This is a genomic window from Clostridium transplantifaecale (assembly GCF_900626075.1).
GTDB classification, from domain to species: Bacteria; Bacillota; Clostridia; order Lachnospirales; family Lachnospiraceae; genus Otoolea; species Otoolea transplantifaecalis.
In genome coordinates, this window is sequence record NZ_UYZY01000004.1 from 395595 (window position 1) to 410982 (window position 15388).

The window sequence follows — 15388 nt, forward strand, 5'->3', positions numbered from 1 at the left end:
TGCCGGTAAATGATAATCAGCATGATGGGTGCACAGATTAGCCGCCAACGAAAAGGGTGTCTCTGATTTCCGCTAAAGCGGGAGAAATCAGAGACACCTTTTTAGATTAAGAAAAATTGTTCCCGGCAGATAAATCAGGAAAAATTCACATGAGTGCCGACGCTGTTGACAACATCTTTCAGATGATCTGCGATTGCTTCTTTTGTTGCTGAAATATTTCGCTTTCTCAAACCCTGGATGATGCGGGCGTGCTCAGAAAGAGTGTCATTAGCCCGTCCCTCCAGGGAATAGTAGATAGATTTGAAGGAATCGCATTTATTCCAGAGTCCCTCCAGAATCTCTACGGTATTCGTGCATCCGGACAGGGAGCAGAGCAGAGAATGAAATTGACGGTCGAGCTGCATAAATTCTTTCGAAGTGTTGGAGAAGCTCAGCATGCGCAGGTTAATAGCCTCCACGGCATCGATGTCTTCATCGGACGCTTTGATGCAGGTTCTGGCCGCGCAGTATTGTTCCATTAGAATTCTGACCTCATAAATTTCATTGAGATGTTCCCTGGAAAGTTTAAAGACCACGGCTCCGCAATGAGGCTTGGTAATCAGCAGTCCCTCCGCCTCGAGACGTTTCATGGCATCTCTGACGGGGGTTCGGCTGACGCCTAATTTTTGTGTAAGGCTCTCCTGGGCAATATGTTCGCCGGGTTTAAAATCCCCCTGAATGATTGCATTCTTTATCCAAAGATAAACAGAATCAGAAACGGTTGTATATTGGATTAACGGTGTGGTGTTCTCCATAAGCGGCTCCCCTCTTTGATTTAGAAATAATTTTCAGATTTAAATATACTCTAAAATAGGTACATTGTCAATCGATTGGACAATGTATCCAATGTTGAATAATATTATTGTAAGATATAGATAAAATATTGTCAAGAAAATAATTATTTATTGACAATATATACAATAAGTTGTACAATGTGCCTATAGAAATGTATCCAATATCCGGTGTCCAACGGAAAAGGAAAAGTTGTAACGGCAAATTGAGAAAGGATGGAGAAGATGAAAAAAAACAGGTTATTTGCATTGGGGATGGCGGCAGCAGTAGCAATTTCAACGATGACGGGGTGTGGAAGCAGCAGTACACAGGCGAAAGAGACAGCAGCTCCGGCTGAACAGGGAGGCTCGGAAACAGCGGCTCCGTCAGAAAAGAAGGAAAAAATCACATTGAGGATTGGATCCGGTCATTCGGAATCGAATCCATGGATTACGGCGCTGGAAAATTATTTTGTTAAAAATGTTTCAGAACGCGTGAGTTCAGAGACAAATTATGAGATTGACTGGGTTAAATCTTACGGCGGTTCCGTTATTTCCCTGGGTAATGAGCTTCAGGGCGTACAGGACGGCCTGGTGGATATCGGTTGTACGATTCTTGTGTTTGAGGCATCCAGGCTTCCGCTTCAGGATATGGTTTACAGCATGCCGTTTTCCTGTTCCGATCCACTGGTGGTTGCGGAGACAATTAAGCAGATGTATGCGGAGTATCCGGAATTTACTTCTATTTATGAGTCAGATTATAACCAGAAGTTTATTGGTATCGGGGTGTCGGATCCTTACGGTTTTTACAGTACCAAGGAAGTAAAATCACTGGATGATGTAAAGGGAATGAAGATAGGGGCAGCCGGCATCAACCTCTCATGGATTGAAGGCTCCGGAGCAGTAGGTGTCCAGACCTCTTTAAACGATACATATCAGAACCTGCAGACCAACGTTTGTCAGGCAACGATACAGCCGACACACTCCTGTGTCAATTTAAAGGTTTATGAGGTTGCCCCTTATTATCTGGATGCCAATTTTAACGTAGTGCCATTTAACGCAATTACGGTCAATATGGATACATGGAAAGACCTTCCGGCAGAAGTACAGGCTATTCTCACGGAAGTGGGAGAGGGATATCTGGACTATGAGGCAAATTATATTAATGAAATCCATGAGAAAGATCTGGCGGATTTAAAGGAAAAAGGATGTACCATCGTTACCCTGAGCAGAGAAGAGCAGGAAAAATGGGCGGCCAGCTTACCGGATATTGTTAACGGCCTTGTAAAGAACCTGGACAATGCAGGGTACAAAGGAGCCGAGATTGTCGAGAAATATTACCAGATTCTCGAATCAAAGGGAATTGAAAGAGTACGCGACTGGAATATTGCAGACTGATTGACAGAAAAAGGAATTGTTAAGGAAGGATGAATACATGGCCATTCTGCGAAAAATTGACAAAATGCTGGAGCGTTTTCTGAGCATTATGGATGGAATTGCATCTATATCCATTTTTATAATTATGATTTTAATCACCGCAGATGTACTCAGCCGCTTACTGCTTAATAAGCCGTTTGTGGGTACAGCGGAAATTGTCTCGAGCATCATCATCATTGTGTGCTTTTTAGAAATTCCCTACGTGGCGGTAAAGGGGGCACACGTACGGACGACGATGCTCTACGACAAGGTCGGGACAAAGGGGAAGCTGGTTATTGATATCATAGCGGCATTTCTGGGTATTCTCGTATATTCGTTTATCATTAAGGCGAGCTGGGGAAACCTGCTCCATGCAATCAGCATCGGCGAGGCGGAGATTGCGGGTTCGTTCCGTGTCACGACGGTTCCGGGAAGATTTGCGATTATCTTTGGCTCCGGGTTAATGATCCTGGAATTTATTGACCAGATTATTAAATTTGGCTACAGGCTTGTCACAGGAAAAAAAATTTATGAAGAAGGGGGGAATAAGCGGTGAGTACAGGCGTTGTTGCAGCATTTTCGCTGATCCTTTTGCTGGTATTGATTTTCTGCGGCGTGCATCTGAGCACCTCTCTGATGTTTACCAGCACCCTGAGCGTATTCCTGTTTACAGGGAGATTCTCCACTGCCATGAATGTATTGAGCCAGTCGGCCTGGGGTGCGGTCAGACAGTATATGTTTGGCGTAATTCCGCTGTTTGTGCTGATGGGCCTGCTGGCCAACTTGTCCGGTGCCAGCCAGGATCTGTATGATTCGGCCAGCCTCCTTCTGAAAAAGGTGCGCGGCGGCGTCGGAATCGCCACGGTGGTGGCTAATGCGATTTTTGCGGCAATCACCGGCGTAACGGTTGCCTCGGCAGCAGTATTTACAAAGATTGCCCTGCCTCAGATGCTGAGGCTGAAATATGACAGGAAGATAGCGCTGGGAACGATTTCCGGTTCTGCTATTCTCGGAATGCTGATTCCTCCGAGCCTGCTTATGATTGTTTACGGTTCACAGGCGGACGTATCCATCGGAAAACTGTTTGTGGCAGCCGTAGTCCCAGGTGTGCTTATGACCATCGCATTTATCATTGTAATTCTTACGGTGGCGCATGTGAAGCCGGATTACATTCCCGAGGTGGAAGAGCTGACGGAAGATGAGAAGAAGAATTTCTGGAAAATCGTCCTCCGCCCATGGCCGATTGTGCTGCTTATCATAATCTCACTCGGAGGCATCTGGTGCGGCTTCTTTACACCGACCGAGGCGGGCGGGGTGGGAGCGTTCGGCGCTTTCCTGATTGTCGTTTTCAAGAAACGGTTTAACAGGAAAGATTTCTGGGAGACGCTGCTCTCAGCCGGTTCCACTTCGGGAAGCGTACTGATTCTTCTGGTTTCGGCATCCACCTATTCGAAAACACTGGCAATGTGCGGCGTAATTAATGTCATCAGAGGATTTGTAGAGAGTTTACATATGCCTCCGATTGGAGTGGTTATCCTGTTTATCGTCATCCTGATGATACTTGGCTGTATCCTGGATTCCACCTCCATCCTGCTTCTGACAACGCCTCTGATGTGCCCGATTATGGCGGATTTGGGGTATGATCTGGTGTGGTTCGGACTCGTTATGATTATTGCGATCGAGACCGGTATGATTACGCCTCCGTTTGGAATGAATGTATTTACGGTCAAGTCGTCGCTGTATGGGATGGAGGGCGTGGAGGACATCACGGTAAATGAGATATTTGCCGGTTCCATGTGGTTCCTAGTAGCGATTATCATTGTGGATTTATGCTGTGTATTCTTACCGCAGCTCGTGCTGTTCCTGCCCAATGCCATGTAGGAGAGGGACAGATATCGTGTGGGAGACATAGACAGAGGATATGGTATAGCAGGCGGAGCATAGTAAGCAGGTATAACCCAATGAGTGTAAAGCTCTGGTAAGACAAAGAAAAAAAAGCGGAGCCATTTTAAGCTGCCGCTAATGAGAGGAGTTATATATGGCAAATATGAAAATTCCAAAAGAGAAGACGGCGATTGTCCTGATTGAGCCGCAGAATGATTTTCTGACGGAGGGCGGCACCATGTACGCCCATATCAAGGAGCAGCTTGCAGAGAGAAATGTAATTGCAAATCTTCAGGATCTGCTTTCACAGGCGCGCGGTAAAGTGGCGAAGATTTTCTATTGTCCGTTCCATCCCTTTGATCCCGGATTTCCGGAGTTAAAAAAGGGAGGACCGGCCTGCGAAGGACTCCGGGGCCTTGAAATGGACATGGAAGCAGACTGGGGAACAGGAGCCTGGCTCCGCGGCACTCCGGGACCGGAAATCATCAAAGAACTGACCCCGCAGCCTGGCGACGTGATTGTGGAGGGTAAGAAAACACTGGATGCATTCCATTCCACAGGTCTTGACTATTATCTGAGGGCGAATGAGATTGAATATGTGGTATTTACCGGTTTCCACACGGACTGGTGTGTGGAATCTTCGGCCAGATCGGCTTATGATAAGGGATACCGCGTAATTGTACTCGGTGACTGCACGGCTACCGACACACAGGAAGAGCAGGACTTCTGCGAGAAATGGATCTTCCCTAAGATTGGGAAACTGATGAGTTATGAGGAGTTTTTGGAAGCGCTTGAATAGCCGGACAGTCTGTATGGAACGGTAAGAGGGCACTAAAAGAGACCATCTGCGTGAGATGGCCCCCATAAAGACAATTTTGGGGGTAGTTCAGCAGACTGGTCTCTTTTTCGTATTTTATAACTGTTGATCCGACTCGGAAGGAATATATACGGCGATATCTTCAATACGGCAGTCCAGTATCCGGCAGAGATCATTAATAGTGGTGGTGGTCATTGGTTTATTGTTCCTCAGGCGGTCGATTGTACCGCTGGAAAGGCGGTGTACTGTAATAAGAGTATAAGTTGATTCGGAAGAGGCCATGAGTGTTTTCCAGAACGGGCCATAGTCAATCATTTATTATACCTTCTTTCTTAGCAGAATTTTTGCCGTTTCATATCAAAGAAAAAGAGAACACAGGGGTTAATATTATTAGGATAAAATTCTATTTTATTCTTGACTATAGTCATTATTATGACTATAATTCTAGACAAAAGAGGGACTGACTTATCAGAAATTCCAATTGCAGGCACCGATACGATAACGAAGAAGAAGGGATAATAACATGGCTGAACCGCAAAAAAAGGAAACCGACAGGAAAAATGAAAATTTCCTCCGTTTATCGAAAGAGCGTGTGAATAAAGTTATTGATGCAATTGAGCGTCTGGAGAATCTGTCTAATAAAAATCAGTACAGCTACACGGATGAACAGGTGGAAAAGATGTTTACAGCGATTGAGGAATCACTGAATTCGGCTAAAAAGTCATTTAAAGATAAAAAACCAAGACAAAAATTTGACTGGTGAAAACTGGTTATTTCATTGCCAATCAATAAAAAGGAATTGACACATTGCCTGGAAGGCTTTGGGTCAATTCCTTTTTATTTAGGGTGGTTTTATTAAGGACAAGAATAAGTAGGTAAAACATCCGCATTAATTTTGACCTGAATGCTTTGCTATTGCTTTGAAATGTAGTTCAGGTATGAGAGCAGTTCCCAGCGGGAAGAAATATTTAATTTTCTGTAGATATTCTGCAGGTGTTTATTGAGCGTGTGCTCTGTGATATTCAATGTTTCGGCAATCTCTGCATTGCTGCGGCCTTTCTGGACATGGTCTGCAATTTCATGCTCCCGTTTTGTAAGAAGTGAGTGAATTTGAGTTTGACCGCCGCTTGGTGAATTATGTTTCTCAGTCGAAACATCATTCTGGAATTCTGGTGAAGAAGCCAGATAGTAACGCTGATAGAATACACCGTTCAGATGAATGCTGAGAAGTCTCAGATACAGTACATCCAGATCGGTGAACTGAGGTTCATGTTTTGTCCTATAGAGAGTCACACATCCCAGAAAATGAGAATTATAGGTCAGGTTCATCTGCAATGTATCAAAAATATCATAGTGAGAGTAGCAGTCCCTGTAGATTCTGGAGGACAGCCGCTTCGAATCTGAGAGAGCCTGGCTGTCCCTGAATACCATAGTCTGTGGAGAGTAACTCATCCAGAGAAGGTGATCCTGCTCCTCGTACTGAAGATAACGCTTTTCCGCCTCGATAAAGCTTTCGGGCTCACAAATGGGGTGGCAGAGATGACCTTCATTTTTCAGATCGGCTAAAAGAACGCTGGCATAGGAGCATTTAATAAAATGTTTCAGACGTTTCAATAAGATCCGGCATAGCGCCTCGAAATTTTTTTCTGTATAGATACAGTATATTAATTCATTCAACAGGCAGTATTCATTAAGTTCCATGACAATTCCCCCCCAGGTTGAAAAAGCATCCGAACTGATAATTATTTAAGTATAAATTAAGTATTTTAAGTATAGAAAATAATTATTTATTTAAATAAAAAATAATTATTACATAAAATAATTATAAAATAATAATTGATTATTTACAGAAAATATTGTAGCATAAATTACAACATATTGCAATTTAATAAAAAAATGGTATTTTATTACATAATAAGTCGGTTCCAGTTTTATATTAGTTGCAATATAAGTAGGGAAAAAAAGAGGAGGTATTTGTATGGGTTTTGGTATCTTATCGTGTATCCCAATTGTAGTATTGCTGGTGGGGGCCACAATTACTAGGAAAATGCCGGAAATGCTGTTACTTTCATCATTTATCGGCGCAGTCATTTTGTATGGGAAAGGATTTTTTACGGGCTATATCAACATTATGTATGAAGCTCTGGCAAATGGTTCTTTCCAGTTCATTCTTCTGATTCTCGTAGGTTCCGGCGCGCTCATTGCATTGCTGGAAAAATCCGGTGCAATGTTGGGGTTTAGAAATATGATTCGGAAAGCAGCGAGCACCAAAGACAGAGCTTTATTATTTACCTGGATTCTCGGCGTAATCGTTTTTATCGATGACTATTTAAACGCATTGGCAGTATCTTCCGCTATGAAAAATATAACGGATGAATATAAGGTGCCGAGGGAACATTTGGCATACACGGTCAACTGTACCGGCTCCTGTGTCTGCGTACTGATTCCGTTCAGCAGTTGGGCAGCCTTTGGAATCGGCGTTTTCAAGGATTACGGATTGGAATTTTCCGATTATGTTAAGGCTCTTCCCTTTATGTTTTACCCGATAGTTGCACTGATTATATGTCTTTTATTCGGCTATGAGTTGCTGCCCAAACTGGGAGGAATGAAAGAGGCGTATGACAGAGTGGCGGCAGGCGGTTCAACGCTGGTGCCTTCCGATGAAGCAAGGGCAGAGGAAACCGACGGGGCAGTTCCGTCTTCTCCAATTAATTTTTTACTCCCAATGCTGGTGCTGATTGTCACGATGATTTTATGCGATAATGAACTGATTCACGGTCTTCTGGCGGCGTTAGTTGCTCAGGCAGTGCTGTATATCGGTCAGAAAATTATGTCTCCAAAAGAGTTTATTGAAACTGCGTTTAATGGAATTTATTCCATGGCCAGTGTAAGCTTTGTCGTGGCGCTGGCGTTCATGATGACGGCTGTAAATACGAATCTGGGCTTTTCGGAATATATGATTGATATTCTGGGTGCGCTGATACCGGCTACGGTATTACCGGTTATCGCATTTCTGCTCGTTGCATTTATTGCTTTTGCATCGGGAAGCTTCTGGCCTCTGGTTGTGATCGTAGCTCCGATATTTGTGCCGATGGCGCTGAATTTCGGAATGAATCCTTCCCTGATTATTGCGGCCATTATGTCGGGGATTGCATTTGGAAGCCAGTTCTGTTTTTACTCGGATGCGGTATTTATGACGGCTGCTGGAACGGGAGTTCCTAATGTGAACCAGATTAAGGCCATTGCGCCCTATGTCTTGTCGGGAGCGGTGATAGCGGCCGTTCTCTTTACAATAGCAGGCTTTATCGGATAGGAAAGGAGAGGAGAAAATATGGAATTTGCAGATAAATTATTAAAAAGCAGAGCGGTTTATGATTGCAGAGAAAGTAGACCTTTCGCGGGTTCTGTTGCGGTTAAAGGAAACAGAATTCTTGCGGTGACCCACGGTGATGAGATTCCCGGCTGCGTAGGGGAAAATACCCAAGTTGTCGATTATGGGGAGCAAATGATAATGCCCGGTTTTGTAGATGCACATGTCCACTATTTTATGGGAGGAATGTTCGGCAGCAAACATGTCTGCACGGAAATTACCAATTCTAAATCAGAGGCGGAATGCATCGCGATGATCAAAAAATTTGCAGATAACAATCCTGATGAGATCAGAATTATCGGTCTCGGGTGGTTCCCATCTTATTGGGGGAACGCACCGCTTCCGGACAAGCGGTCTATTGATGCAGTCATTCCGGATCGGCCCGTATATCTTCTCAGTGCAGATATCCATACAATCTGGTGCAATACGAAGGCGCTTGAGGAGGCCGGGATTTATGCAGATATGCCAATTAAAAGCGGTGAGATTGGCACTTTCGAAAATGGGGAACTGAGTGGTCTTTTATTCGAACCGGAGGCATATCAGCCTGCGATGGATAAGGTGATGGAGCTGCCCAAAGAGCAGATGAAAGAGGTACACAGAGATTTCCTTAAAGAAATTGCTTCCTGCGGCATTACGACAATTAGTGAAATGACCGCAAACGATTATACGGACAAGACGCTCAGAAATTTCCGTATCATAAAGGAGCTGGAGGAAGAAGGGGCACTGACGGCCAGGCTCCATCTGTATACAAAACTTGCTGGTTATACCGATTTTACCCAAGCTCTGGAATATAAGAAGGAATTCCATTCCCCCAAACTCAGAATGCAGGGAATTAAGGGATTTATTGATGGGGTGGCCTCAACCTATACGGCACTGACGCTTGAACCGTACAGTGATAAGCCCGACTGCTGCGGAATTGGAGTTCCGCTGGTGCCTAAGGAGGAGATGCAGTTATCGGTTAATGCGGCAAATGCAGCCGGATTCCAGGTGAGAATCCATTGTATCTCGGACGGCGCTGTAAGAATGGCACTTGATTTATATGAGGGATCTATCAGGGCGAATGGAAGACTTCATTTGAAAAATGCGGTGGAACACATAGAAAATATTAATCCGAATGATATAGGAAGATTCAAAGAACTGGATGTAATTCCTTCCATGCAGCCGATGCATCTTTTGTTGGATGCGGATGAGCAGATCCTGAGAATGGGAGAAGAGCGGGTTAAATACGAATGGGCATTCAGAAGTATTCTGGATGCAGGCGGAAAACTGGCATTCGGCACGGATTATCCAGTTGTTGGCTTTGACCCCTTCCCAACAATCTATGCGGCGGTGACGAGAAAGAACCTGGATGGCAGCCCGGCCAGCCATAATCCATGGGAATGTCTGACGCTGGAGGAAACACTGAAGGCATATACTATCGATGCAGCCAATACATACGATCGCGAGGATGAACTGGGCACACTGGAGCCGGGAAAATATGCTGATATTATCGTAATAGACAGGAACCTGTTTGAGTTAAATCCGGATGATATCCTGAAATGTTCTGTTGTGATGACCATGATGGACGGCAGGATTGTATTTGAAAAATAACAGCCAATAATTAGTATCTGTGTATTCATACTTGGCTAAGACCCTGCATACATTGTAAAAACAATGATTTCAGGGGGCAACCTTTTGAAAGAATATATTGAAGAGCGGGCGGTAGCTATAGCGAATTACATCATCGATTACAATGCAACAGTGCGTCAGACGGCAAGGAAATTTGGGATTTCAAAGTCAACGGTACATAAGGATGTTACTGATCGCCTGGAGCATATCAATCCCTCTCTGGCAGCACAGGCCAGAGTGGTTCTGGATATCAATAAGGCCGAACGCCATATCAGAGGGGGCATGGCTACAAAGGAAAAATATCAGCATCAGCTTCAGGCATGCAGCAGGAAATAGGCACATCATATAGCGTAAGTTTTGAAAGGCTGTACACCGGCAGGGTGTGCGGCCTTTCAGTCTGTAAGAAGCGTGGGAAAAGACGGCTTTAGGGACGAAAAGGTAATAAAAGGAAAAGTTTTCTAATAGAATGATAGTAACCAAAAGAACAGGGAGCTTTTTATGGGAAAAATTCTGAGTGGTAAGCGGTATGGCATCATTCTGGCCGCAGCGCTCTTTCTGTCAGCCGCTCTGATGGCCGGATGCGGCGGTGAGAAGGAAGAGGAGAAAGTCCGTGATCTGGAATTCACGGTAGTTGGTCAAAACGAGATACCGCAGGAGCTTCAGGAAATAATCGAGCAGAAGAAAAAGGAACCTTTCAGACTGACATACTCGGGTGGGCAGGATCTTTACATAGCAGCCGGATATGGTGAGCAGAAGTCGGGTGGATACAGCATTGCCGTTCCGGAGCTGTATCTGACGGAAAACTCCATCACGATCAGGACTGAACTGAAAGGACCGGAAAAACAGGAGCAGACAGGTCCGGAGGCCTCCTTCCCGTTTATTGTGGTGAAGATGCCGTTTATGGAAGAACCGGTGGTGTTCAAGTAGGAAAACTGATCATACGCCGTAACGAAGCAGACAGTTGGAAATGTAAGAGTACGTTTCCAACTGTCTTTTTTCTTGAGTGTTTGCCAGCTGTCAATCCTGTTTCAGAATGTTGCCGTATTCGGGATGTTTTCCAAACCACTTTACGGCATAGGAGCAGGTTAGCACGGCTTTCTTGTCCTCGGCCAGCAGCTGTGCCGCAGCAGCGCCCATCAGGCTGTCCGCTACATTTTGTCCCCTGAGGGACGGATCAACAAAGGTATGGTTGATATCCACGGTAGTTTCATCAATAGCCGGGAATGTTACCTCGGCAAGCATCTGCTCATCCTCACCCTTCAGGGAGATTCGGTTGGGACTGTAAGTAAAATCCATCTTTGTACTCCTCCGTTTCTTAAATACGATATAAATATTATATACGGGCGGAACTCAAATAGCAATTGCAATTGAGAAATGAGAACGGCAAAGGAACTTAAGAATCATCAACCGTCCTTGTCCGACATTTTAAAGAGGCGTCCTGACAGATCACTCCTGACAGATCAACTTTTTATACTTGCTTTTTGGAAACCGCTGGTGTATAATAACCAAACTATCTTAAAATCATGCTCCAGATAAAAAATCTATTCTGAATTCCAGAATGCAAATCGCGGGAACTTCCATAACGAATGATGGTTTTAGAATCATTTATGAATATATTTAACCTTTTTCTGTTTTTAAGCATATATAACAGGGAGTCTGTTTTGACGGGCGCTTTGGCGTTTGAAAGACAGGTTTTTCTTACAATATCTGTAAATCAAAAATTCTAAAGAACTTCTGAAAAATCAACAAGTATTTTACAACTGAAAAACAGCCGGATCCGAAAGCAGTCTCCGGCAAACTTAAGGAGCCGTATATCGGCAGGAATAAACAACAGGGAGGAGGGACGTTATAACGAAATACAAAATGCTCGAACAGGCATACAGTGAAATGATATTCTGCTGGCAGGAGACATCCAGGAATTATTGTCAGCAGGGAAGTGCGGCGGGGGTGGGAAAACTCCCGCCTGAGATGGCCAATCCGGAGCGATTGACTGCAAAACAACTTATTACGAAAGAGGAACAAGGCGCGGAGGTGTGCTGTGAAGATGAGGAGAAAGGCAGAAGTTTTGCACGCAGGAATTATATGTCTTCTGGCGGTGTTATTATGCCGGGAGGATGCAGGGCAGGCTTGGGCACAGGAAAACATACAGAGATATTCAGAAGTATTTGATGATCCCGGGGAGATACCGGAGCCGGAGAAATTGATACATGACGAAGCCGGAAGAGAATACCGGTTAAAGGAACAGGAGATTGCCGCCGTGCCGGTTTCAGGACGCACGGAAAAACTGTCCGGGCAGACGGTTTACGAGGGTGTAAGCCGGGGAGATACAATACCGGATACGGCGGCAATGACGGTGAGAGATGAAGAGAGCGGAACCGAATTTGAAACGGAGCTTTCTTTAGAACGGGTTGAATACACGGATGAAAGATGGCAGACCGGCTTTTCCTTCACTGCAACATTTCACGAATATGGAGCCGACTATTACATATTGGGGGAAACCAGGATTCCCCACCGGGAGGACAGGCCGGAACTTTCCGAAGTAGGAGAGCAACTTTTGAGGGAGATAGGGATGGAACCGGAAGACTGTCTGCTGGATGATTTTATCTGGCAGGGAGAGCCATACAGGGATGGGGAGGAAAACATGTGCCGGGATGCCCTGATAAGCGGCAGAAAGAAGGTGTGGGACTGTACAGCCGTCTATGGCGGTGTCGTAAAGATGCCGGATTACAAGCGTTACCGTATGATTATGACATACGAAGTGGGTGAGGAGGAAAGCGAAGAAAACGGGGAATCGGTTGAGGTGGCAGATGTTCCCATCAGCGCGGAAGAGAACGGGGAAACTTCGGAGCCGACATTGTGGGACAGGCTGAAGCAAATGATCAGAAGGGGAATCCAGGTGTCGGTTGGGATTTTCTGTATTGCGGCGGCTGTTTTAGTTCTGAGATTTTTATTAAAGATGGCAAAAAGCGCAGGTAAGGAAGAGCTTTAGAGGGAGCCGGAGAGGCTGATACTGGCGGAAATCGGAAATTAAATACGGTGCAGGAACCGCAGGGCGGACCTTACACCGTATTGGTGATAAAAAGAAAGCTGAGTAGACATCTCGTCGTTGAGGGCGCTGAAAAGCCCACAAAGCTTTCTTTTTTCTTTAAAAGAAACATATCAAAACAGAAATATATATTAGAACAAAAACATTTTAGAACAGGGACATAACGCTGCTGACACCGATAATCAGGGAGATAATCGCCACACATCCTCCCAGCAGGTTGCGGACCATGCTGTTCTTATACTGTCCCATAGCACGGGTACGGCTTGTGATAAATACCAGGGCGATAACGATAATCGGAAGGAAGATTCCGTTAACGGCCTGAGCCATCATAATAATTGAAATCGGGTTGTAGCCGGTAGCGGAAACGATGATACCGATTACAACAACAATAATATTGGTTGCAAAGAAACGTTTGTCTTTTTTATCCATTCCCCAGTGGAAGAGTCCGGCAAATACGTAAGATACGCCTAACGGAGTAACAACTGCGGAGGAAACTCCTGCAGCGATTAAACCGATGCTGAGGAAGGGTTTTGCAAAGTTACCTAAGAGCGGTTCCAACTGGTACGCCATATCGGCTGCAGAAGAAACGCTCATACCGCGCATAACGGTACCGGCTGTGACCAAAACCGCGCCTGTGATAACTCCGCCGATAATCATGGAAATCGTGACATCAAAACGGGCCAGCGGAATTTGATCCGGATTATGCCATGTTTTCCTTGCACTTGTTGCATGGATAAACATGTTGTATGGTACAACGGTAGTACCAATCATGGCCACGCAGGTCATAATAGCATTCTGAGGAACATTCGGAACAATACCTTTAAAAAGTTCTCCGAGGTCTGGTTTTACAATGATCATGGTAATAACAAATACGATTGCCATGACGCTGACACAGACGCTTAAGAGTTTTTCCAGGGATTTGACAGCATCGCCGATACTTGTCAGAATCAGAACGCCGATACCCCATAGAGGTGCGATAATATGGGAAGAAACACCGGTCAGTGAAGAAATTCCGATTGCAGTTCCTGTAAGATCACCGCCCATATAGGCAACACCGCCCAGTCCGATGGCGGATGCAACAAGGACTATCATAGCCCATTTGAGAGGCGGGCGATCCGACAGTTCTTTGACTAACTCTTCTGCTAGTCCGTTCTGGGTTACGATTCCCAGACGGGCGGCCATTTCCTGCATTACAATAACTGCAATGACAGAGAAGATAACGGTCCAGAGAAGAGAGTATCCGTAAGTGGCGCCTGCTTTCGTGGCGCTGGTGATGGTACCTGGGCCGATAAAGGATCCCACAACCAGGATTCCAGGGCCTAAAGCTTTACATTTCTCTTTAAAAGTATAAGTTTTTTTCTTTTCCATGTACTGCCTCCATTTCCATAAGTAGTTTCTTGAATTAGTTGAATAAAGCTTTAAAATATACTGAGGTACAGGATTTCACTTAACTTTTCGAGCATTTGGATGCCGGCCAGGCTATTCCCCTTTTTATCAAGGCCGGGTGAGTAAATGCCGATTCCCATACGCGTGGGAGATACGGCCATGATACCGCCGCCCACTCCGCTCTTGGCAGGCAGGCCTACCTTAATCGCGAAATCACCGGAACCGTCATACATACCGCAGGTGGTGAGGATGGCATTGACAAAGCGGGCATGATGTCCAGAAAAAAGAACTTCCTCCGGCTTTTTGCCGCGTCCGTGGTTAGCCAGAACAAAACCGATATTCGCCAAATCCTTGCAGGTCACGCGAATAGAACAGGCGCGAAAATAAATGTCAAGGAGCTCTTCAACATCATCGTCGATGATGCCTGAGCTTTTCAGCAGATAAGCCAGAGCACGGTTTTTATTTCCCGTTTTCTTTTCGGAAAGATAAACGGCCTGATCCACACTGATTTCAGGATTTCCGGCTATTTTTCTTGTAAAGGCCAGAAGACGCTCAAACCGTTCTTCGTAGGTCTCACCGTGAATCATGGAACACATCTCGATGGCTCCAATATTGACCATGGGATTGATATGTTCTTTCAGGATCAGCTGCTCTGAATAATCAATGGCGTTAAAGGGTTTTCCGGTGGCTTCCACACCTATGTATTGTCTGACATATTCGGTTCCATTATCCATGAGTGCCAGTAGAAGCAGGAGAGGTTTGACAATGCTCTGGATGGTAAACTGCTTGTTATAATCACCGGCAGAAAATTCTTTGCCGTCACTGCTCACCAGATAGACGCCAAAGTCTTCTTTATCCGCTTTCGCCAGTTCCGGGATATAATCCGCCAGTTCACCAAGCCGGGTATAGGAACGGCATTCTTCCAAGAGACGCTCCAACAATTCTTCCATACGTGTCACATTACCTTCCTTGTGTTTTTTGCTGCGTTGCATCGGTTATTTGTTCCCGAAACGGGAATCAAATGGTAAGAAAATGATAATATCGTTTTAATA

General features: G+C 45.1%; 16 protein-coding genes. 10 read left to right on the top strand and 6 right to left on the bottom strand.

The window, feature by feature from the left end; genetic code table 11:
• Positions 1–134: 134 nt before the first annotated feature.
• On the bottom strand, positions 135–794 hold the full coding sequence (locus tag EJL91_RS16730; protein WP_125143106.1) for a GntR family transcriptional regulator: 660 nt from the start codon (positions 792–794) through the stop codon (positions 135–137).
• Positions 795–1055: 261 nt separating this feature from the next.
• Between EJL91_RS16730 and EJL91_RS16735 the strand changes: the two genes are divergently transcribed.
• The 4 genes from EJL91_RS16735 to EJL91_RS16750 all read left to right on the top strand — a co-directional run bounded on the left by EJL91_RS16735 (position 1056) and on the right by EJL91_RS16750 (position 4908).
• Positions 1056–2207, top strand: a complete 1152-nt coding sequence (locus EJL91_RS16735) for a C4-dicarboxylate TRAP transporter substrate-binding protein (protein ID WP_243125417.1) — start codon at positions 1056–1058, stop codon at positions 2205–2207.
• A 37-nt stretch (positions 2208–2244) separates the two neighbouring features.
• The gene (locus tag EJL91_RS16740) at positions 2245–2781 is read left to right on the top strand and encodes a TRAP transporter small permease (RefSeq protein ID WP_125143107.1); all 537 of its coding nucleotides are present in this window, start codon (positions 2245–2247) and stop codon (positions 2779–2781) included.
• Positions 2778–4106, top strand: coding sequence for a TRAP transporter large permease (locus EJL91_RS16745; RefSeq protein WP_125143108.1), 1329 nt, complete (start codon positions 2778–2780; stop codon positions 4104–4106). Before EJL91_RS16740 ends, EJL91_RS16745 begins: the two co-directional genes overlap by 4 nt.
• A gap of 157 nt (positions 4107–4263) precedes the next feature.
• Complete coding sequence (locus EJL91_RS16750; protein WP_125143109.1) at positions 4264–4908, top strand: cysteine hydrolase family protein; 645 nt, start codon at positions 4264–4266, stop codon at positions 4906–4908.
• A gap of 114 nt (positions 4909–5022) precedes the next feature.
• Here EJL91_RS16750 and EJL91_RS16755 read toward each other — a convergent pair whose 3' ends face one another.
• On the bottom strand, positions 5023–5241 hold the full coding sequence (locus EJL91_RS16755) for a helix-turn-helix domain-containing protein (protein WP_125143110.1): 219 nt from the start codon (positions 5239–5241) through the stop codon (positions 5023–5025).
• A gap of 208 nt (positions 5242–5449) precedes the next feature.
• Between EJL91_RS16755 and EJL91_RS16760 the strand changes: the two genes are divergently transcribed.
• Positions 5450–5689 carry a hypothetical protein gene (locus tag EJL91_RS16760; RefSeq protein ID WP_125143111.1) on the top strand — a complete coding sequence of 80 codons (240 nt, stop codon included), beginning with the start codon at positions 5450–5452 and terminating at the stop codon, positions 5687–5689.
• A 149-nt stretch (positions 5690–5838) separates the two neighbouring features.
• On the opposite strand, the gene EJL91_RS16765 is transcribed toward EJL91_RS16760, so the two are convergent.
• On the bottom strand, positions 5839–6627 hold the full coding sequence (locus tag EJL91_RS16765) for a helix-turn-helix transcriptional regulator (protein ID WP_125143112.1): 789 nt from the start codon (positions 6625–6627) through the stop codon (positions 5839–5841).
• 277 nt (positions 6628–6904) lie between these two features.
• Between EJL91_RS16765 and EJL91_RS16770 the strand changes: the two genes are divergently transcribed.
• The 4 genes from EJL91_RS16770 to EJL91_RS16785 all read left to right on the top strand — a co-directional run bounded on the left by EJL91_RS16770 (position 6905) and on the right by EJL91_RS16785 (position 10831).
• A complete protein-coding gene (locus EJL91_RS16770; protein WP_125143113.1) occupies positions 6905–8239 on the top strand; it encodes a Na+/H+ antiporter NhaC family protein in 1335 nt (444 codons plus the stop codon).
• 18 nt (positions 8240–8257) lie between these two features.
• Complete coding sequence (locus EJL91_RS16775) at positions 8258–9886, top strand: amidohydrolase (RefSeq protein ID WP_125143114.1); 1629 nt, start codon at positions 8258–8260, stop codon at positions 9884–9886.
• Positions 9887–9970: 84 nt separating this feature from the next.
• Entirely contained in the window at positions 9971–10240 is a 270-nt protein-coding gene (gene spoIIID / locus EJL91_RS16780) for a sporulation transcriptional regulator SpoIIID (protein WP_125143115.1), read from the top strand.
• A 162-nt stretch (positions 10241–10402) separates the two neighbouring features.
• Positions 10403–10831, top strand: a complete 429-nt coding sequence (locus EJL91_RS16785) for a protease complex subunit PrcB family protein (RefSeq protein ID WP_125143116.1) — start codon at positions 10403–10405, stop codon at positions 10829–10831.
• A gap of 90 nt (positions 10832–10921) precedes the next feature.
• Here EJL91_RS16785 and EJL91_RS16790 read toward each other — a convergent pair whose 3' ends face one another.
• Complete coding sequence (locus tag EJL91_RS16790; RefSeq protein ID WP_125143117.1) at positions 10922–11200, bottom strand: GNAT family N-acetyltransferase; 279 nt, start codon at positions 11198–11200, stop codon at positions 10922–10924.
• A gap of 748 nt (positions 11201–11948) precedes the next feature.
• On the opposite strand from EJL91_RS16790, the gene EJL91_RS16795 reads away from it, so the two are divergent.
• Complete coding sequence (locus EJL91_RS16795) at positions 11949–12893, top strand: hypothetical protein (protein ID WP_125143236.1); 945 nt, start codon at positions 11949–11951, stop codon at positions 12891–12893.
• Positions 12894–13097: 204 nt separating this feature from the next.
• On the opposite strand, the gene EJL91_RS16800 is transcribed toward EJL91_RS16795, so the two are convergent.
• Both EJL91_RS16800 and glsA read right to left on the bottom strand, forming a co-directional pair.
• Positions 13098–14318: an Nramp family divalent metal transporter gene (locus tag EJL91_RS16800; protein WP_125143118.1), complete on the bottom strand. Its 1221-nt coding sequence runs from the start codon at positions 14316–14318 to the stop codon at positions 13098–13100.
• A 50-nt stretch (positions 14319–14368) separates the two neighbouring features.
• The gene (glsA, locus tag EJL91_RS16805) at positions 14369–15286 is read right to left on the bottom strand and encodes a glutaminase A (RefSeq protein ID WP_125143237.1); all 918 of its coding nucleotides are present in this window, start codon (positions 15284–15286) and stop codon (positions 14369–14371) included.
• Positions 15287–15388 lie beyond the last annotated feature (102 nt).